This window comes from Nonomuraea sediminis (genome assembly GCF_018531495.1).
In the GTDB taxonomy this organism is placed as follows: Bacteria; Actinomycetota; Actinomycetes; order Streptosporangiales; family Streptosporangiaceae; genus Nonomuraea; species Nonomuraea sediminis.
In genome coordinates this window covers 224,403-243,470 of record NZ_JAHDTI010000004.1, presented here as the reverse complement: position 1 = coordinate 243,470, position 19,068 = coordinate 224,403, and the positions used below count along the sequence as shown (strand labels likewise).

Sequence of the window (19,068 nt, the reverse complement as noted above, 5' to 3'; positions counted from 1 at the left end):
GGCCATGAAGCAACTGCTCATGGCCACGGTTCTCGTGCTCTCAACTGCCCAGGCCGGGCAGGAGGTCAAGGTCTACTTCTCCAAGGGCGACGGCATCCCAGGCAAGGTCGTCGCCGTCACCCGCCAGGCGCCGCACGGCGGCCTGGCCAGGTTCTCGATCGAGCAGCTGATCGCCGGTCCGACCAAGGCCGAGAAGCGGCGCGGGCTGTACTCCGATCTCGGCGGGCAGATCCGCGGCAGGTCCGACTGCGGCGCCGACTTCTCCCTCAAGATCAGGCGGGGCACCGCCACCCTGCGCTTCTGCCGCACGGTCTGGGGCAGTGGCGTCGGCGGCGACGCCCGCATTCTGCGCACGATCGAGGCGACGCTCCGGCAGTTCTCGTCCGTGAAAAAAGTCGTCGCATTGAACAAGGACGGCCGCTGCCTGTTCGACGAGACTGATGCGGGAACTTCCTGCATCACCGGCCACGAGTAGCGCTATTTTTGATTATTTCAACAATTGCCCCACTAGGAGGAGACGCCGTCCCCCGTGGGCTGCGTCGTGAGGCGTGCGGGCGCCGGCGCGTGCAGCTGCTGAGCCAGCCACGGCAGCGCCTGCGGCAGCTCGCGGTCCCAGGTGTTGAAGTTGTGCCCGCCGCTCGGCAGGATCAGCGACGAGGCCTGCATCGGCGGCTTGACCGCGGCCAGGAAGGCCAGCGTCGACTTGTAGTTCGCCTCGCCCTTCTTGCTCGAGGTGACCAGCACGTTCACCGGCGGAGAGGGCAGGTTGGCCAGGCGCCACATCAGGTCGTTCTTCTGCTCCAGTGACTTGTCCCCGCCGAACAGGTCACCCGTGGTGCGGTCGATGATGGTCTTGTAGTAGCCGGACAGCGAGACCGCCGCGGAGTACTCCTCCGGGTGCGTCATCGCGATCTTCAGGGCGCAGTAGGCCCCGGTCGACCCGCCGATCAGCCCCCAGTACTCCCGGTCCAGCGCCACCCGGTAGGAGGCCGCGAGCGCCTGCTTGACGTCGGTGGCGAAGTACGACAGCACCTGCGGCCCGTTGGGCACGTCCACGCACTCGGTGTCACGCGGCAGGACCACGCTGGGCCGCATCATGACCAGGATCGTCGGCGGGATCTGGTGCGCCGCGATCGCGTCGGCCATCCGGTTGGGCAGGTTCTCCCTGGTGATGAGGTTGCGAGGGTCACCCGGATAGCCGGTCAGCGCCACGACGACGGGAAACCGGTAGTCCTTCTTCTTGCCATAGGCCGACGGCACCCACACGTAGGCCTGCTCGCTCAGATGGGTGGTGGGGCCGGGGACGATGACCTGCTCGATCCGGCCGCCCTTGGCCGGGCGGCTGGACAGCACCTGCACGCCCGAGGCATGACCGCCGCTGGCCAGCGTGATCGGCGCCGAACCCGTCTGGGTGCCGATCAGGTCTTCCCACGAGCCGTAGAAACCGAAGTAGTTGTTCACCAACAGGCCGATCACGACCAGCGTCAACACCTGGTCCACCACCAGAGTCCCCACCCGGCCCACAACGGCGCGCCAGCTCTTGCCCGCAAGGCGCGGCCAGAACCAGATCGTGCACGCCAACGCGGCGACAGCGAGCACTCCGACGAGAAGTTCCAGTTTTGTCGACGTGAGTCCCATGACGCCCCCGTATATTGACCGACCTTTGTTATGGATACTCGCTGGTTAGTAAGCGGCGAGTTAACTCGGTGATTACCGAAGCGGGCGTTAAATCTCGGTCGTGAAGAAGATCTCACGCCCCTGGGTACCGGCGGTCGCAGGATACGTGTCGCTGGTGATCGGCTTTCTCGACGTCCTCAAGGTGCTGAGCCCGCGCTTCGGGCAGAGCCGGGTGGCCGAGTGGTCAAACGTCCTGCCAGGCATCGTCTCGACGGTGGCCAGGGCCTCGTCGCTGGTCGTGGGAATCCTCTTGATCATGATCGCGCACGCGCTGCGCCGCAGGAAGGTGCGCGCCTGGCGGGCGGTGGTGGTCCTGCTGCCGGTCAGCGCGACCGTGGAGACGATCATCCACCCCGGCCACCTGGCCACGGTGGTGCTCAGCCTGATCCTGCTGGTGGGGCTGGTGCTGTGCAAGGACCAGTTCTACGCGCTGTCGGACCCGCGCACGCGCTGGGCGGCGCTGTGGAACCTGCTCGCCTTCGCCGCGATCGACCTGGGCTTCGGCTACCTGCTCGTGAGCCGGCCCACCATCGAGGGCGACCCCGATCTCTACACCCGCATGGAGCACGTGGTGCTCGGCCTGGTGGGCGTCGAGGGCGACGTGCACTACTCCGTCGGGAGGGTCTCCGACCTGGTCTACTTCGCGCTGGTCTTCCTCGGCGTGCTGACCGCCGTCACCACGCTCTACCTGGCGCTGCGGCCCGAGCGTCCGGTCGCCAGGCGCTCCACCGACGAGGAGAAGCGCCTGCGCGAGCTGCTCGACAGGCACGGCGAGCGCGACTCGCTCGGCTACTTCGCGCTGCGCCGCGACAAGAGCGTGCTGTTCTCCCCGTCGGGCAAGGCGGCCATCGCCTACCGCGTGGTCTCCGGCGTCATGCTGGCCAGCGGCGACCCGATCGGCGACCCGGAGGCCTGGCCCGCTGCCATCAAGGTGTTCATGTCCGAGGCCAGGCGGCACGCCTGGGTGCCCGCGGTCATCGGCTGCGGCGAGACCGGCGGCGAGGTGTGGACGCGTGAGGGCGGGATGTCGGCGCTGGAGATGGGCGACGAGGCCATCGTCGACGTGGCGGATTTCACACTCCAGGGCCGGGCCATGCGCAACGTCCGCCAGATGGCCAACCGGGTCGAGCGCGCCGGCTACACCTGCCGCATGCGCCGGGTGAGCGATCTCTCCCAGGAGGAGCGCAACAAGATCAAGTCGGCCGCCGACTCCTGGCGAAGCGGGGAGACCGAACGGGGCTTCTCGATGGCTCTGGGCCGCTTCGGTGACCCCTCCGACGCCGACTGCATGGTGGTGACCGCGCACAAGGACGACGAGATCCGCGCCGTGCTGCACTACGTGCCGTGGGGCCCGAACGGCATCTCGCTGGACCTGATGCGCCGCGACCGCGACGCCGAGCCGGGGCTCAACGAGCTACTGATCGTCAAGACCCTGCAGGCCGCGCCTGAGTTCGGCATCACGCACGTCTCGCTCAACTTCGCGATGTTCCGCGCGGCCCTGGCCGGCGGCGAGCGCCTGGGCGCGGGCCCGATCCTGCGGGCCTGGCGCGGCCTGCTCGTGCTGCTGTCGCGCTGGTACCAGATCGAGTCGCTCTACCGCTTCAACGCCAAGTTCCGCCCCATCTGGGAGCCGCGCTTCCTGGTCTACCCGAAGGCCCGCGACCTGCCCAGGATCGCCGTCGGCGCCATGCAGGCCGAGGCGTTCATCACGCTCGGCCTCCCGCTAGGCCGCAAGAGGAGCCAGGAGTACGGCCAGGCCGGCACGGAGCCCGAGCCCGCCCAGCCGGAGCCGCACCCGGTGCCGGTCCCCCGGCGTACCGCGCCCAAGCAGCGCGGCGGTCACTTGGTGCTGGTGCGCGAGCGGTCCAGGTCGGGCTCGAGGTAGATGACGCGGGCGATCGGCACGACCTCCCTGATGCGCCGCTCGGCCTCGTCGATGCCCCTGGCCACGTCGGCCGCGGTGTCGTCGTGCGCCACCGCGATCTTCGCGGCGACCAGCAGCTCCTCGGGCCCGAGGTGCATCGTGCGCATGTGGATGACGCGGTCGACCTCGGGCGCCGACTCCAGCGCCGCGCAGATCCGGTCCAGGACCTCGGGCGAGGCGCCCTCGCCGACCAGCAGCGACTTGGTCTCGATGGCCAGCACGATGGCGATCACGGCCAGCAGCAGGCCGATCATCAGGGTGCCGACGCCGTCCCAGACGCCGTTGCCGGTGACCACGGCCATCGTCACGCCGAAGAGCGCGAAGACCAGGCCGAGCAGCGCGCCCAGGTCCTCGAGCAGGATCACGGGCAGCTCGGGCGACTTCGAGCGCCGGATGAAGGCCACCCAGGACTGGCTGCCGCGCAGCGGGTTCGACTCCTTGATCGCGGTGCGGAAGGAGAAGCTCTCGGCGATGATCGCGAAGATCAGTACGGCGAACGCCCAGATCGGCGACTCCACCTCGTGCGGTGAGACGATCTTGGAGACGCCCTCGTAGAGCGAGAACGCCGCGCCGATCGTGAACAGCACGACCGCGACCACGAAGGCGTAGAAGTAGCGCTCGCGCCCGTAGCCGAACGGGTGCTCGCGGGTGCTGGCCCGCTGCGACCGCTTCCCGCCGATCAGCAGCAGCACCTGGTTGCCCGAGTCGGCCACGGAGTGGATGCCCTCGGCCAGCATCGAGGAGGACCCGGTGAAGTACGCGGCCACGAACTTCGCGGCCGCGATCGCCAGGTTGGCGCTCAGCGCCGCGATGATTGCCTTGGTACCGCCACTCGCGCTCACCGGTTTACTCCGCTCATAAAGATCACCTTCAAAGGCCCGAAAAGGGATCCTATTGCGAAATTCTGGCCTTGAGTTCGGTGATCGCCGTCACCGGGGTGGGGTCGATACCGTAACCCAGCGCCAGGTAGGTGCTCGCGTAGTCGCCCAATCCGATCAGCGAGGCCAGCCGCTCCAGCGGGTGCGCCCCCTCGGCGGCCACCTCCGTGACGGGCACGCCGCGGTCCTCCGCCAGCCGTAGCGACACCTCGCGCCTGCGCGCGACCTGCGGGTGCTCCTCGGTGTCGCGCAGCAGCACCAGCCGCAGCGTACGGCCGGCGGTGTCGGCGAAGATGTCGCGCTCGGCCAGCGCCCCGTCGAAGGCGACGACCTGGTTGTGGTTGGCCTCGGGCAGCTCGCCGAAGACGGCCGGGTACTTGCCGTTCTCGTTGAGCTGGCACGCCAGCCGGTAGCCGGCGACCGCCGCGAGCGGCGAGGAGCCCCAGATCATCGGGACGCTCTCGGCCAGCTCGGCGGCCAGCGACTTGCCCTGGTTGACGAACGACTCGCTGGCGGGCCTGCACCGGTGGGCGATGTCCTCCAGTGTCTTGGCCACGTTCTCGAACGTGCCGGCGTCGGCCCGGGCCACGCCGATCGCCGCCGCGGCCACGATCAGCGGGATCGTCAGCAGCCAGATGTTGGCCCTGGGCTGGCCCTCGGCGGGCACCGGCACGTACAGCCCCGAGGCCTGCGTGGCGATCGCCTCGAGCGGCGAGCCGGGACCGCCCACGGCCAGCAGCGTGCAGCCGCGGCGCACGGCCTCGGTGGCGGCCGACAGCGTCTCCTCGGTCCTGCCGGAGCAGGACACCGCGATCACCAGGTCGGTGGCGCCCACCCAGCCGGGCAGCTGGTAGCCCCGCACGGTCAGGATCGGCAGCGGCGCGCCGTTGCCGCAGACGGCGGCCAGGATGTCGCCGGCGATCGCCGAGCCGCCCATCCCGATGACCACGATCGCCCGCGGCCTGCCTCCGCCGCCCAGCCGCTCGACGCCCGCCTCGAGGGCGATCCGGTAGCCGGTGCGCACCTGCGCGGCGGAGGCGGCCACGGCCGGCAGCATGCCGCCGGGATCGGCCGCGATCAGATGGTCCTGGTCGTCGAGCCGCTCGGTGAGGAACTCCATCGAGCCCTACGGCTTCCGAGCCTCGTCGACCAGCAGGACAGGGATCTCGTCACGGACCGGGTAGATCAGGCCGCAGCCCGTGCAGGCCAGCTCCTCGGCCTCGCTCTCGGCGCGCAGCGGCGACTTGCACGCCGGGCAGGCCAGAATCTCCAGCAGCCAGTCGTCGATCTTCACGTTCAGCTCCTTACGACGGCGAGGACCTCGTCCCTGATCGCCGCCATCTTGCTCTCGTCGGCCGCCTCGGCATTCAGCCTGAGCAGCGGCTCGGTGTTGGACGCACGCAGATTGAACCACCAGCCCGCACCCGTCACGGTAAGCCCGTCGAGCTCGTCGACGGTGCCGCGTTCGCTGAAGGCGTGCCGTACCTTCGACAGCGCGAGCGCCTGGTCGGTGACCGTACTGTTGATCTCGCCGGAGGCGTGGTAGCGCGAGTAGGTCTCCACGACCCGCGACAGCGGCCGCTCCTGCTCGCCCAGCGCGGCCAGCACGTGCATGGCGGCCAGCATCCCCGAGTCGGCGAACCAGAAGTCGCGGAAGTAGTAGTGGGCGGAGTGTTCCCCGCCGAAGACGGCACCGGTGCGGGCCATCTCTGCCTTGATGAAGGAGTGGCCGACACGCGTGCGGACCGGCGCGCCGCCGTGCTCGCGGACGATCTCCGGGACCCCCTGCGAGGTGATCAGGTTGTGGATGATCGTGGCGCCCGGGTGCTTGGCCAGCTCCCGCGCGGCCACCAGCGCGGTCACCGCGGACGGCGAGACCGACTCGCCGCGCTCGTCGATCACCCAGCACCGGTCGGCGTCACCGTCGAAGGCCAGGCCCAGGTCGGCGCCCGTCGCCACGACCGCGCGCTGCAGGTCGACCAGGTTGGCCGGCTCGAGCGGGTTGGCCTCGTGGTTGGGGAAGGAGCCGTCGAGCTCGAAGAAGAGCGGGACCACCTCGACCGGCAGTCCCGAGAAGACGGCGGGCACCGTGTGACCGCCCATGCCGTTGCCCGCGTCGACGACCGCCTTCAGCGGCCGGATCGCCGACAGGTCGACCAGCGTGCGCAGGTGCTCGGCGTAGCCGTGGAGCAGGTCCTTCTCGATCACGGAGCCGGTCGGCTCGCCGACCCCGCCGAGCAGCTCGGCGGCGCGGTCGCGGATCTCGACCAGGCCGGTGTCGGCGCCGATGGGCACCGCGCCCGCGCGGCACATCTTCATGCCGTTGTAGCGGGCGGGGTTGTGGCTCGCGGTGAACATCACGCCCGGCAGTCCCAGGCTGCCTGAGGCGTAGTAGAGCAGGTCGGTGGAGCCGAGCCCAGCGTTGACCACGTCGGCGCCGCGCGCGGTGGCCCCGCGCACGAACGCGGCCGACAGCGGGACGGACGACTCGCGCATGTCGTGCGCGACGACGACGGACTTCGCCGCGGTCAGCTCGACGAAGGCGGCGCCCACGGCCTCGGTCGTCCGCTCGTCGAGCTCGTCGGGCACGACGCCGCGCACGTCGTACGCCTTGAAGATCTTGGCGAGGTCGCCCACTCCAGCTCCGCCCCTAGGTCGTCTTCTGCAGAACGAGCCTACCGGTCGCGGTGCTGCTGGGCCGACCGGAGAACGCGCAGGTGCCCCCGGCGGCCGACCTCCACTCCCTGTCCCACGGGCTCGCCACCGCCGGCCGGGGCCGGCCTGGCGGCCTCCCTGACGGCGTTGGCCAGCGCCTCGAGGTCGTCGGAGCTGGGTGAGTTGCCGTCCGTCGGCAGCCGCACGACCTCCCAGCCGCGGGGAGCGGTCAGCCGCTCGGCGTGTTCGGCGCACAGGTCATAGCAGTGTGGCTCGGCGTACGTCGCCAGGGGGCCGAGAACAGCGGTCGAGTCGGCGTACACGTACGTGAGCGTGAAGACGGCAGGCTGGCTGCAAGCGGTGCGGGAACAACGACGGACGGGGCTCACGGAGGGACCGTATCCGGTAAGAGTGCCAGGCGCCACTATCTGAGCGCTCTTAACGAGCGTGTCGCCACAATTCGGACACCTGTCGCAGCCTTTCCACCAACATGCCGCCCTTGGGCACGTGCCATCCAGAGCGTGCCAACCAGGCTGTCCCGAATACACTGATCCGGTGACACCCAAGCGCGGCCCCAGGCGGCGCGACAGGCACGGTCGCGGCCTGCGCGGACCGCTGGCGCCATCGCACGTGCCGATCGCCCGCTCCCGTAGTGAACGTTTCGACGACCTCGTGCTCGACGCGGTCGACCGGCTCCGCCCGCAGTGGGGCAGGCAGCTGTCCGCGGTGGAGTTCGCGGTGGAGGACGTCCCGCCGCTCAGCGAGCTCGGCGACGGCCCCGGCCTTGGCGAAGGGCCGATACCGTTCGGGCGCGCCGATCCCGCCCGCGGCCAGGACCCGGCCGCCGTGGTGATCTACCGCCGCCCGCTCGAGGCCCGCGCCCGCGACCGCGACACGCTCGGTGCGCTGGTCCACGACACGGTCGTCGAGCAGGTCGCCACCCTCCTGGGCCTGTCCCCCGACACGGTCGACCCCGGCTACGACGGCCGCTGACGCCTTCCCCACCGCGGCGCTAGCGGAGCACCGGGCCCGGGTCGTCGCGCAGCCCCGGCAGCACGGCGTAGGCCCGCGCCGGAGCCAGCGGCCGCACGGTCACCAGCACCCCGCCCCCGACCCGCTCCTGCGTGACCCGCGCGCCGTACACCTGGCCCGACACCGGGGTGACCACGACGCCGTAGTCCCCCTTGCCCGGCAGCTTGACCTCCTTGGTGCGCCCCGCGGGGATCGGCACCTCGAACGCCTTGCCGCCGGGCACGACCTGGACCGAGACCTTGCCCGCGCCCGCCGGCGCGGTGAGCACGAGCTTGGAGCCCTTGGCGTTGTCGGCCACCGCGCCGCCCAGGTCGAGCGGCGCCGTCCCGGCCGTGAAGGCCACGTCCTGCTCGTTGCCCGTGCCGGTGATGACCATCCCGGCCACGATCGGCGTCTGCGAGGTGAGCACCAGCGCCGCCGCCTCACCGCCGATGCCGGTGGTGACGTCGAGCGAGACGACCGCGCCGGCGGGGACGTCGAGGGTCTCGCGGCCCTTCATCGCGTACTCGGCGTCCTGGCTGACCGCCCTGATCTGCACGCTGGCGTCCGTGTCGCCGGGCGCGGCGACCAGCAGCTCCCGCATGCCGCCACCGCCGGGGATCCCGGGCACGACCACGCGGGTGGCGGGCGGGGCGGCGGCGGGCAGCCAGTCGACGCCCTTGCCGTCGAAGACCGCCCTGGCGGCGACCGCGACGCGGCCCAGCGCGGTGCTGACGCCGACGGCCATGATGTCGGCCGAGGGGGCCAGCGTCCGCAGGTCGATGTCGCGGTGCTCGCCCGGCTTGAACTCCAGGCCGAGCCCCTTGTCCCCGGAGATGGGCCCTTCGGCGGCGTAGACCTGGATGTCGACCTGCGCGGGCGCCTTGTCCACGTTGGCCAGGTGCAGCGTCACCGACGCCTCGGCAGGTCCAGGACCGACCAGCCAGGTGGTGGCGGTGGGCTCGGTGCAGCGCACCCCTGCCAGGCCGCGCTCGCCGCCGCGGGTGACGCGCGTGGTGTAGCCGACCTCGAGCCCGCCGTGCCCGGCGACCACGTACGGCTTGGCGTCCTTGACCGCCTTGGCCGACACGCCGCCCTGCTCGTACACGCTGACCCTGGCCCCATGCGGGGCCGGGCACACCACCGAGGCCGACTCCACGGCCACCTTGCGCGGTCCCGGCGGTTGCGGCTCGGCGGGCGCGGGCCTGGTCACGAAGGCCACGCCGTACAGCGCGCCGAGGGCGACGAGCACCAGCAGGTACAGCCCGAACCTGTTCTCCACGAACGCCTTCATCAGACCCCCACCAGCACCGGCGCGGGCGCCTCCACGGGCTCGGCGGCGGACTCGCGGCGGCCCGGCGCGGCCAGCACGAGCGCGACGAGCACCAGCGCGGCCTGCGCCCACAGCCACGGGGCGTGCAGCGCGTCACCGGGTCTGACAGGGACGCGCGTGACCGGTTCGGTGATGCGCCACATGCCGCCGGCGTCCGACAGGCTCGCCCGCTGCAGCGACGGCTGCGAGTCCAGCGTCTTGACCAGGTCGTCGCTGACGGGCGGCGCCACGACGACCAGCGCCACGCCGCTCCTGCCCAGTACCGCCGCGTCCGTGCCGCCGCGCCCGCCGATCAGGCCCTCCGCCGCGACGGCCAGCCGGGCACGCGTGTCGGAGGCGACAGGCAGCTCCGCCTCCCCGATCAGCGGGGTACGGCGGTGCAGCACGGTGAACGAGGTTCCCCTGATCACCAGCGCCCGCTCGCCGTGCTGGGACTGCACGGCCGCCAGCGCGGGCACCACGTCGCGCGCGTGACCGCTCAGCGGCCCGCGCACGCCGGTGTAGACCCAGAACCCGGCGGCCAGCAGCGGCGTGCTGAACGCCGCGGCGGTGACCAGCGCGGCCACGGCCTTCCTGATCCCGCCGGCGGCCCGCAGCTCGGTCAGCCGGTGCGCGGTCAGCCCTGCCAGCACCAGCAGCCCGGTGGCGGCCAGGGCGAGCGGCACGCCGGGCCAGGCGCGCGCCCCGGCCACGCTGATGCGGCTGACCAGGATGGCCGCGAGCACGCCGTACAGCGCGATGCCCCAGCCGATCGCCACGATCATCCGCTGCCTGCGCAGCACCAGGGCCGCCAGCGCGATCGCGATCAGGCCGGCGGTCACCCACAACGGCGGCAGCCCGGGGCCGCCAGGGCTGAAGGTCAGCAGCGCCTCGGGCGCCAGCGCCTGGTCGGCCAGCGCGGGATCGTGCAGGCCGGCCTCGAGCAGGATCCGCCCCGGATCGGTGACGAGCCCGGCCAGCCAGGGCAGCAGCAGCGCCACCGGTACGGCGAGCACGATCGCGATGGAGACCGTCAGGCCCCGCCGTACCCCTCCGTAGGCGACGGCCGCGAGCACGGCGAGCACCGCGACCAGCGGGTAGACCAGCGGCACGAACGCCGTGCCGACCGCGAGCAGCAGGCCGAACCCCCAGGCCGCGCGGCGGGCGCGGTTGCGGTCGGGCGACATCAGTTGCACGCCCAGGTTGGCGTAGACGGGCAGCAGCACGAAGACCACCGCGGTGCCCAGCCGCCCCGCGGCGATGGCACCGGTCGCGACGGGCAGCAGCGCGTAGGTTCCTGCCAGCCACATCCGGGCCGACACCGCGGGGACGATCCGCCGCGTGGCCAGGTAGGCGCACGCCCCTGCCAGCGGTACCGAGCCGAGCAGCAGCACCGACACGGCCAGCCAGGTCTTGCCGAACGCCAGTGTGGACAGCGCCGCGACCACCGCCACGTACGGCGGCGCCCAGTCGGTCGAGCCGAGCCCGATGTCGTGGAAGCCCTCGGTGTAGAACCGCCACAGATCAGCGGCCCCGCCGGCCACAGGCACGAGCGCGCCACCGCCGAGCAGCCCGTCGCCCAGCAGGGAGCGCTCGGCCACCAGCGTGATCACGGCCAGTCCCGACACCAGCCAGAGCCCGGGACGGCCGAGGAAGCGCCTGACGGCGCCGGAGTCGTCGATGGCCACCGCCTCGTCCTCGTCGGCGGAGGCGTGGTGGCGTCCCTCGGCGGCGGTGCTCTCACCCGTCAGGAAGCCCTGGACCAGGTCGGCCAGCCGCCGGTAGGCCACGCCCGGCGGCGTCAGCAGCCGCCTGATGCGGTTGTAACCCTTCTTGCGGCCGTCGTGGCGCATCTTCCTGGCTCTCAGCAGCCGGAAGGGATGGACCAGGATCGAGCCGAGCGCCACCAGCTCGTCCAGCGCGTTGGCCGGCTGCTTGCCCAGCACGTACAGCACGGTTCTGAACAGCGAGCCGAACAGGTTCCTGAGCAGCGCCCAGAGCATCGCGCGGAACGGCAGGTTGGCCATGATCACGAAGATCGCGTTGCGCCGGTCGAGCCGCCGCGGATGGTCGCCGCTGACGGTGATCCTGCGCCTCCTGCGGGCCGCGGCCTCGGCGTGCCAGGCCACGGCGGAGGTCACGACCAGCACGCGATGCCCGGCGTTGCGCACCCGCCAGCACAGGTCGAGGTCGTCACGGAAGAGCGGGAAGAACGGGTCGAGCCCGCCCACCCGGTCCCAGACGTCGCGCCGGATCAGCATCCCCGCGGTCGAGACCGACAGCACCTCCCTGGTGCCGTCGTGCTGTCCCTGGTCGAACTCGCGCGGCTCGAGACCGGTGTCCCTGCGGCCCGTAAGGTCGACGGTCACACCCACCTCGAGCAGGCGCCGGCGGTCGAGCCAGTCGCGCAGCTTGGGGCCGAGCACCGCGGCCTTGGGGTCCTCGTCGGCGGCCCGCAGCAGGGCCTCCAGCGCGCGCGGGTCGGGGGCGCAGTCGTCGTGGAGCAGCCAGATCCACTCCTCGCCCGCTCGCGGCAGCCGATCGAGCACCTCCGCGACGGCCTCGCCGAACCCGGTCGAGCGGGGCAGGCCGAGCAGGTTGCCCTCGCCGAGCGCCTGCTTGATCAGGGCGGCGGAGTTGTCACGGCTGCCGTTGTCGACACCGGCCACGCGATCGGGCAGGCGGCTCTGCCGCAGCAGCCCCTGCAGGGTCTCCCCGAGCCAGCGGCCGCCGTCGTGGGCCACGACGATCGCGGTGACGAAGGGACGGGACATCTGTGCTCGGCTCCTGGGGGTTGATCAGGCGCCGACCACCATACATGCGACAAAGGGTCACACGGCAGCCCGCGTGACCCCTCTCGCCCATATCCCCTAGACGGCCTGGCGCTTGATCCGTCTGCGCTCCCGCTCCGACAGCCCACCCCAGATGCCGAACCGCTCATCGTGCTCGAGCGCGTATTCCAGGCACTCGGCTCGGACCTCGCACGATCGGCAGACCTTCTTGGCCTCTCGCGTGGAGCCGCCCTTCTCCGGGAAGAACGCCTCCGGATCAGTCTGCGCGCAGAGCGCGCGCTCCTGCCATCCGAGTTCTTCAGCGTCAAGCTGATCCTGTGCGATGACCAGATCGGTCACTGCACACCTCCCTGCCGCCCGCCCGCAATGGAGCCCCCCATGGACGCCTTCCTTATTACCCACCCACAGGAAGGCGTAACAACATGGTTGTAATTACACGCGCGTCTTGTATCCGACGTCAAGCGGCATGCCGCTATCCGGGGAAAGACCAGCTCTCGCCCCGGTGTGCATGGCATGTGATGTTCGAGCCCCCAGCCCATGGGGTTGGCCTGGGGTGTTCAACGCTGTCAGCGGTCGGAACCGTACCAGGGCGGGATTGACCCCCGCCCGTGGCCCACCTTCTCTCTAGCCGCTCTTTGCGGGTCGATTACCTGCGAGGCTCGTTGGGGGTGTATATGGCGGTGGGATCGATCGGGTCGTCTCCCTGCGGGTGCTGCCCGCCGAACATCGACGGGTCCAGCCTGACCGTCGAGTCGCCGGGCTGCTCAGTCCAGCCCTGGTGTTGTGGCTGGTAGGTCTGGGGCTGCGGCTCGTAGCCACCCTGCTGCTGCTGCGGCTGCTGCGGGTGGCCGAACGGGCTGCCGGCGCCGTAGTCGGGCACCCTCAGCTCGGGCTGGGTGCCCGCGTTCGAGTGCTGGTAGGTCTCCGCCTGCTGGTAGGCGTCCATCAGTTGCTGCGAACGCGGGTCCGCCTGCTCGAAGGCCGGCGGGCGCTCGTAGTACGCCTGCTGGTCCTGCTGGGGGTACGGCAGGCCGGGCGCGGTCTCGACGTGTCCGTGCGCCGGGGCGTAGTCCGCCGGCGGGGCGTACGGGTTGTGCTGGCCGTCCGGGGTGGGGTAGTCCGTCGGCGCCGGGGTGGGGTACGCGTTGCCGTACACGTTGGGCTGGCTGTCCGCCGGGACGTAGGGGGCGGGCTGGTAGCCGGGGTCGGGGAGGGTCTCCGACGGGGTGTAGGCGGGCTGCTGGCCGTACTGGGGCTGCTCGGGCGGCGCGAACCCGTGGTCCTGGGGCGGGGTGTAGGACTGCTCGGGCGGCGCGTAGTGGTGCTGCTCCGGGGCCGCGTACTGCTGGTGGTCGGCAGGGGCGTACTGCTGCTGCTCGACCGCAGGGGTGTAGGCCTGCTGCTCGACCGGAGGGGTGTAGGCCTGCTCCACCGGGGCGTACGGCTGCGGCTCGGCGGGCGTGTACTGCTGTTGCTGCGGCTCGGCCGGGGCGTAGTGCTGTTGCTGCGGCTCCGCGGGCAGGTACTGCTGTTGCTGCTGCGGCTCGACCGGGACGTACTGCTGCTGCGGCGGCTCCGCGGGCGTGTACTGCTGCTCAGGGGCCGCGTACTGCTGGTGGTCGGCGGGGGTGTACAGCTGCTGCTCGACCGGAGGGGTGTAGGCCTGTTGCTCCGGCGGCGCGTAGGGCTGCGGCTCGGCCGGGGTCGGGGCCGGGGGCAGTGCCGCCCTGACCTGGGCGGTGGGGGGCTCCTGGTAGGGCTGCTCCTGCGGGGCAGCGTAGGCCTGGTCGGGCTGGGCGAACTGCTGCGCGCCGGTGGCGGGCTGCTGGCCGTACTGGGGCTGCTGGCCGAACTGCGGCTGGGCGCCGGTGGGGGGCTGCGGCGCGTACTGCTGACCGTAGGCGGGCTGCTCGGCGCTGGGGGGTTGCTGGCCGTACAGCGGCTGCGGGTCCTGCTGGCCGTACTCGGGCTGCTGGCCGTAGGCGGGCTGCTGCTCGAAGCTGGGGGGCTGCTGGCCGTAGCCCTGCTGGGGGAAGGGCTGGCCGTACCCCTGCTGCTGAGGGAAGTTCTGCTGGCCGAAGGCGGGGGCGGCGGGGCGGTCGGGCAGGACCTGCGGGAGCAGGTAGACCAGCGCGATGCCGCTCAACGCCAGGCTGGGGGCGCTGGTGAGCAGGAACTCCGCCGTGTCACGGGCGCCGCCGCCGGCGAACAGGCCCAGGATCAGCGAGGCGGCGCCGAAGAGCGTGGACAGGCCGAGGCCCGCGGCGGCGCCGTAGGCGAAGAGCCTGGCCTTGGGCGAGGGGTCGCCCACCTTGGTGACGAGCAGGACCGCGCCCAGGAGCAGGGCCGTGACGACAGGGCTGGTGAGACCCGACAGGCCGACGGACGCGCGCTCGGCGAAGCTGGAGCCGTATCCGGAGCCTCCGAGCAGCACCCTTTCGATGGCCACGAGGATGTCCAGCAGGCCCGCGGCCAGCATGATCCACGCGGCCGGTTCCTTCAGCCGGGTTACATCGAGTTTGCTCACAACTACCCCCATCGGAGCCCTTTGGCCCGAGTGGAGTTTGCCACATGACTGACTTCGACGGCGGGAGTCCCAGCAACCTCATCTACCACATCTATCCGTTTGTGATGATTTTTCAGGGCATGTGGGACCGAAAACGTGACTCCCCGGACAGGGTTGTCGGGGCACGGTGCGAGACTGACCGCATGCACATCGTGTCCCTCGCCGGCGGCATCGGCGGCGCTCGCTTCCTGCGCGGCCTGCGCGCCGCGGCCCCCGACGCCGACATCACCGTGATCGGCAACACCGGTGACGACATCACCCTGTTCGGCCTGCGGGTCTGCCCCGACCTCGACACCGTGATGTACACGCTGGGCGGCGGCATCGACGAGGAGCAGGGCTGGGGGCGCGCCAAGGAGTCCCACGTCGTCAAGGAGGAGCTCGCGGCCTACGGGGTGGAGCCGCAGTGGTTCGGGCTCGGCGACCGCGACTTCGCCACGCACATCGTGCGCTCGCAGATGCTGGAGGCGGGCTATCCGCTCTCGCAGATCACCGAGGCGCTGTGCGCGCGCTGGCAGCCCGGGGTCCGGTTGCTGCCGATGAGCGACGACCGGTGCGAGACGCACGTGGTGATCAACGACGCTCAGGGGCGGCGGGCGGTGCACTTCCAGGAGTGGTGGGTACGGCTGCGCGCCTCGGTGCCCGCCGAGTCCATCGCCCTGGTCGGCGTGGACACGGCCCGGCCTGCCCCCGGGGTGCTCGAGGCGATCGCCTCCGCCGATTTCGTGATTTTTCCGCCTTCGAACCCGGTTGTCTCGATCGGCACGATCCTCCAAGTCCCGGGGATCCGCGACGCCCTCCTGCCCAAGACGGTCGTCGGCGTCTCCCCCATCATCGGCGGCGCCCCGGTCCGCGGCATGGCCGACGCCTGCCTCACCGCCATCGGCGTGGAGACCACCGCCCAGGCGGTCCTCGACCTCTACGGCGCCGACCTCGTCAACGGGTGGCTCGTCGCAGAGGAAGACGCCCACGTCTCCCTGCCCGGCGTCCAGGTCCAAGCCCGCCCCCTCCTCATGACCACCCCCGACACCACCAGGTCCCTGGCCCAAGCCGCCCTGACCCTCGCCCAATCCCTCACCCCATGACCCACCCCCAGGCACCAGGCCGCCGGGAAGAAACAACACCAAAGCCCGGCGCCCCCAACACGGCGAGCCCCACGGAACCCGTCGCAAGGAAAGCGGCGGGCACCGCGGACACCGGGGAACCCGGCGCAATGGAGACGGCGGGCACCGCGGAACCGCAACACGCGCATCCCCAGGCGCCGGGACGGCGGGAAGAGACGACGGCGGAGACCGGCGCCCCCAGTACGGCGAGCACCAGGGAACCCGGCCCAACGGAGACGGCGGCCGCCGCGGAACCGCGAAGCGCGCATCCCCAGGCGCCGGGACGGCGGGAAGAGACGACGGCGGAGACCGGCGCCCCCAGTACGGCGAGCACCAGGGAACCCGGCCCAACGGAGACGGCGGCCGCCGGGGAGGCCGGGGTGAGGGAAGCGGTGGGTGTCGGGGAATCGGGGAGCGGTCGGTCTCAGGTGGCGGGGTGGCCGGTGGAGAGTGGCGTCTCTGGTGTGGTGGGTTCGGGGTTTTGGGTGGAAGGGGGAGACGTGGTGGTGGAGGGTGATGTGCTGGGCGGGGCCGATGGCCGGAAGGCTGTGGTGGTGGTGCCTGTCCTGGGGATCGGGGAGGTGGCGCCGGGGGATAACGTGGCGGCACTGCTCGACGGGGTCGACGTGCGGGATGGCGACATCCTGGTGATCACGTCGAAGATCGTGAGCAAGGCCGAGGGCCGCATCCGCCTGGCACCCGACAGGACCGCCGCCATCATGGAGGAGACCGAGCGGGTGGTGGCCAGGCGTGGCGACACGGTGATCTCCCAGACGCACCACGGGTTCGTGATGGCCGCCGCGGGGGTGGACGCCTCGAACACCGAGCCGGGCACCGTACTGCTGCTCCCCGAGGACTCCGACGCCTCGGCCCGCCGTATCAGGGCGAAGCTCGGAAAGCACGTGGGCGTCATCATCTCTGACACGTTCGGGCGTCCGTGGCGGCACGGGCTGACCGATCTGGCGATCGGCGCCGCGGGGGTGGTCCCGCTGGAGGACTACCGCGGCGGCCACGACACCCACGGCAACCCGCTGAACGCCACCGTGACCGCGCTCGTCGACGAGATCGCGGCGGCGGCGGAGCTGGTCAAGGGCAAGCTCACCGGTGTCCCGATCGCGATCGTGCGCGGCCTGGCCCACCTGGTCACCGCCGACGACGGGCCCGGCGTGCGCCCGCTCATCCGCCCCGCCGACGAGGACCTCTTCCGTTACGGCTCCCGCGACGTCGTCGCGGCCCGCCGTACTGTCACGGACTTCTCCGACGAATCGGTCGACCTGTCAGCGGTACGGCGGGCCGTGGCGGCGGCCGTCACGGCGCCGCACGACGGCGAGCCGGTGCGGTATGTCCTGGTCGAGTCCGCCGAGCTGCGGCGGAAGCTGCACGACGCGCCGCTGCTGGTGGTGCCGTGCCGGGTCGGCCCCGGCGGCGAGGCGCCGGCCGGTGCGGCCGTGGAGAACCTGCTGATCCAGCTGGCGATGGAGGGCCTGGGCTCGGCGTGGTATCGGCGTCCGGTGCCCGCGGACCTGCTCGACCTGCCCGAGTCGTGGACGCCGGTGGGCTACGTCGCGGTCGGCCACCCCGCCGCCCCGGCGCCCGATCGGCCGCCGATCGACCCGGACGACTTCATCGTCGTCCGCTGACGCACGCGAAGGGGGCGCGGCTCTGCTGAGCCACGCCCCCTCACGTATGCGCTAGAGCCCGCTGACGTGCGCGGGAACCGGCAGATCCTTCGAGAAATGCCCATGCTTCCCAGGGAAGCGCGAGTTCTTACCGGGGAACTGCGAGTGCTTACCTGGGAACTGCGACCGCTGACCCGGGAACTGCGAGTGCTTACCTGGGAACTGCGACCGCTGGCCCGGGAACTGCGAGTGCTTGCCAGGGAACTGCGACCACGGCCCCGGGAACTGCCCCCGCTGCCCCCACGGAAGCTGCCCCTGCTGCCTGGGGAAGCGCGAGTTCTTACCTGGGAACTGCGAGTGCTGGCCGGGGAATTGGGAGTGCTTGCCTGGGAACTGCGAGTGCGATCCCGGGAACTGCCCCCGCTGCCCCCACGGAAGCTGCCCCTGCTGCCCGGGGAAGCGCGAGTTCTGACCAGGGAAGCGGGACTGCTTGCCAGGGAACTGCGACCGCTGACCCGGGAACTGGGAGTTCTTACCGGGGAAGCGGGAGTTCTTACCTGGGAACTGCGACCGCTGGCCAGGGAACTGGGAGTGCTTGCCGGGGAGCTGCGACCGCTGACCGGGGAACTGCGGGCGCTGGCCCAGGTGGCGGCCGTTGTTCATGGGGTTGCGAGCCTGGCGGTCCGGCTGGCGGTAGAAGTCCTTGAGTGCGCGGGCGCCACGGTCCTCCTGGCGGTGCGGACGGTGAGACCGCATCCACGCATTCGGATGCCGAGGGGTGAACGTGTCACCGTCGTTGTACTGCTTGGGCATCTTGCCATTGGGCAACCGCGGGCCGGGGCCCTGGAGCCGCGGACCCTTGCGGTCGACCGGAGGAGGCGCTGCCACCGGCTCGGCGAGCCGAGCGGCGCTGTCGAAGGGCCGAAGGGCATTGTCAGCCGGACGAGGCCGGTCGGGAGAGGCGGGAACGGCGTCCTCGGCAGCAGGCCGGGGATCGGGACGAGAGGGACCGATGATGTCCGCGGCACCCCCGTGCAGGCCCCCCACCTTGATGTGACCCGTGGCCGTCCTCCGCGAGTCGGCGTCGCGCGCCAGCACGCTGTAGGTGCCCGGCGCGACACCCCGCCTGATCGTGGCCGTCCCCGTGCTCCCGTTGAGCTGGACCGGGTCGGCGAACGCCTCGGAGGTCACCGTCGCGAACTGGCCCCTCCTGGGTGCCCGGACGTGCACGTGCGACCCGGGCCAGGCCTTTGCCGGATTGATGTGCACCTTGGGATGGCTCGCGGCGGCGGCCGGTACGGCAGGCAGCGAGAGCCCTCCTGCCGCCACCACCGCCCCCGCGAGCAGAGCTTTGACCTGCATGAGAACGACTCCCTTACCCCCGAGAATCAGATGACCATCCGCAAGGTCCCCGGGAGTTGGTCGGGCGACACTCGACAACGGCTCATGTTTCGTTCATGGACATAACGCCGCGTTATGGCCGGATGCGATGTTCACTATTAGGAAAGTTTCCTTTACATTTAGGCCACCCCCG

General features: G+C 71.3%; 16 protein-coding genes. 5 read left to right on the top strand and 11 right to left on the bottom strand.

What is annotated here, in order from left to right:
* Positions 1-4 precede the first annotated feature (4 nt).
* Complete coding sequence (locus tag KIK09_RS20970; protein WP_214320967.1) at positions 5-475, top strand: GerMN domain-containing protein; 471 nt, start codon at positions 5-7, stop codon at positions 473-475.
* 32 nt (positions 476-507) lie between these two features.
* On the opposite strand, the gene KIK09_RS20965 is transcribed toward KIK09_RS20970, so the two are convergent.
* Entirely contained in the window at positions 508-1,638 is a 1,131-nt protein-coding gene (locus tag KIK09_RS20965) for an alpha/beta hydrolase (RefSeq protein WP_214320966.1), read from the bottom strand.
* A gap of 100 nt (positions 1,639-1,738) precedes the next feature.
* Between KIK09_RS20965 and KIK09_RS20960 the strand changes: the two genes are divergently transcribed.
* On the top strand, positions 1,739-3,562 hold the full coding sequence (locus KIK09_RS20960; RefSeq protein WP_214320965.1) for a phosphatidylglycerol lysyltransferase domain-containing protein: 1,824 nt from the start codon (positions 1,739-1,741) through the stop codon (positions 3,560-3,562).
* Here KIK09_RS20960 and KIK09_RS20955 read toward each other — a convergent pair.
* From KIK09_RS20955 to KIK09_RS20935, 5 genes are read right to left on the bottom strand one after another with little or no spacing between them, the layout of a single operon-like run.
* The gene (locus tag KIK09_RS20955) at positions 3,517-4,443 is read right to left on the bottom strand and encodes a cation diffusion facilitator family transporter (protein WP_214320964.1); all 927 of its coding nucleotides are present in this window, start codon (positions 4,441-4,443) and stop codon (positions 3,517-3,519) included. The genes KIK09_RS20960 and KIK09_RS20955 overlap by 46 nt on opposite strands.
* Before the next feature lie 49 nt (positions 4,444-4,492).
* On the bottom strand, positions 4,493-5,599 hold the full coding sequence (locus KIK09_RS20950) for a bifunctional phosphoglucose/phosphomannose isomerase (RefSeq protein WP_214320963.1): 1,107 nt from the start codon (positions 5,597-5,599) through the stop codon (positions 4,493-4,495).
* Between the two features lie 6 nt (positions 5,600-5,605).
* Positions 5,606-5,773: a Trm112 family protein gene (locus tag KIK09_RS20945; protein WP_308164216.1), complete on the bottom strand. Its 168-nt coding sequence runs from the start codon at positions 5,771-5,773 to the stop codon at positions 5,606-5,608.
* A gap of 2 nt (positions 5,774-5,775) precedes the next feature.
* A complete protein-coding gene (locus KIK09_RS20940; protein WP_214320962.1) occupies positions 5,776-7,116 on the bottom strand; it encodes a phosphomannomutase/phosphoglucomutase in 1,341 nt (446 codons plus the stop codon).
* A gap of 38 nt (positions 7,117-7,154) precedes the next feature.
* Positions 7,155-7,523 (bottom strand): DUF3499 domain-containing protein, encoded by a 369-nt coding sequence (locus KIK09_RS20935; RefSeq protein ID WP_214320961.1) that lies wholly within the window; start codon positions 7,521-7,523, stop codon positions 7,155-7,157.
* 166 nt (positions 7,524-7,689) lie between these two features.
* On the opposite strand from KIK09_RS20935, the gene KIK09_RS20930 reads away from it, so the two are divergent.
* The gene (locus KIK09_RS20930) at positions 7,690-8,127 is read left to right on the top strand and encodes a metallopeptidase family protein (RefSeq protein WP_214320960.1); all 438 of its coding nucleotides are present in this window, start codon (positions 7,690-7,692) and stop codon (positions 8,125-8,127) included.
* A 19-nt stretch (positions 8,128-8,146) separates the two neighbouring features.
* Here KIK09_RS20930 and KIK09_RS20925 read toward each other — a convergent pair whose 3' ends face one another.
* The 4 genes from KIK09_RS20925 to KIK09_RS20910 all read right to left on the bottom strand — a co-directional run bounded on the left by KIK09_RS20925 (position 8,147) and on the right by KIK09_RS20910 (position 14,776).
* Positions 8,147-9,439 carry a DUF5719 family protein gene (locus tag KIK09_RS20925; protein WP_214320959.1) on the bottom strand — a complete coding sequence of 431 codons (1,293 nt, stop codon included), beginning with the start codon at positions 9,437-9,439 and terminating at the stop codon, positions 8,147-8,149.
* Positions 9,439-12,231 carry a glycosyltransferase family 2 protein gene (locus KIK09_RS20920; protein ID WP_214320958.1) on the bottom strand — a complete coding sequence of 931 codons (2,793 nt, stop codon included), beginning with the start codon at positions 12,229-12,231 and terminating at the stop codon, positions 9,439-9,441. The genes KIK09_RS20925 and KIK09_RS20920 overlap by 1 nt, the downstream gene beginning before the upstream one ends.
* A gap of 96 nt (positions 12,232-12,327) precedes the next feature.
* On the bottom strand, positions 12,328-12,588 hold the full coding sequence (locus KIK09_RS20915; protein WP_049564653.1) for a WhiB family transcriptional regulator: 261 nt from the start codon (positions 12,586-12,588) through the stop codon (positions 12,328-12,330).
* Between the two features lie 307 nt (positions 12,589-12,895).
* Complete coding sequence (locus KIK09_RS20910) at positions 12,896-14,776, bottom strand: hypothetical protein (protein WP_214320957.1); 1,881 nt, start codon at positions 14,774-14,776, stop codon at positions 12,896-12,898.
* Between the two features lie 182 nt (positions 14,777-14,958).
* On the opposite strand from KIK09_RS20910, the gene cofD reads away from it, so the two are divergent.
* Positions 14,959-15,897 (top strand): 2-phospho-L-lactate transferase, encoded by a 939-nt coding sequence (gene cofD / locus KIK09_RS20905; protein ID WP_214320956.1) that lies wholly within the window; start codon positions 14,959-14,961, stop codon positions 15,895-15,897.
* Between the two features lie 521 nt (positions 15,898-16,418).
* Positions 16,419-17,555: a coenzyme F420-0:L-glutamate ligase gene (locus KIK09_RS20900; RefSeq protein ID WP_308164215.1), complete on the top strand. Its 1,137-nt coding sequence runs from the start codon at positions 16,419-16,421 to the stop codon at positions 17,553-17,555.
* A gap of 51 nt (positions 17,556-17,606) precedes the next feature.
* On the opposite strand, the gene KIK09_RS20895 is transcribed toward KIK09_RS20900, so the two are convergent.
* Complete coding sequence (locus KIK09_RS20895) at positions 17,607-18,896, bottom strand: polyadenylate binding domain-containing protein (RefSeq protein WP_214320954.1); 1,290 nt, start codon at positions 18,894-18,896, stop codon at positions 17,607-17,609.
* Positions 18,897-19,068 lie beyond the last annotated feature (172 nt).

Bases quoted from the DNA above. Each gene is read 5' to 3' on its own strand.
- KIK09_RS20970 (WP_214320967.1), top strand. From the start codon at position 5: ATGAAGCAACTGCTCATGGCCACGGTTCTCGTGCTCTCAACTGCCCAG.
- KIK09_RS20965 (WP_214320966.1), bottom strand. From the start codon at position 1,638: ATGGGACTCACGTCGACAAAACTGGAACTTCTCGTCGGAGTGCTCGCT.
- KIK09_RS20950 (WP_214320963.1), bottom strand. From the start codon at position 5,599: ATGGAGTTCCTCACCGAGCGGCTCGACGACCAGGACCATCTGATCGCG.
- KIK09_RS20925 (WP_214320959.1), bottom strand. From the start codon at position 9,439: ATGAAGGCGTTCGTGGAGAACAGGTTCGGGCTGTACCTGCTGGTGCTC.
- KIK09_RS20920 (WP_214320958.1), bottom strand. From the start codon at position 12,231: ATGTCCCGTCCCTTCGTCACCGCGATCGTCGTGGCCCACGACGGCGGC.
- cofD (WP_214320956.1), top strand. From the start codon at position 14,959: ATGCACATCGTGTCCCTCGCCGGCGGCATCGGCGGCGCTCGCTTCCTG.
- KIK09_RS20895 (WP_214320954.1), bottom strand. From the start codon at position 18,896: ATGCAGGTCAAAGCTCTGCTCGCGGGGGCGGTGGTGGCGGCAGGAGGG.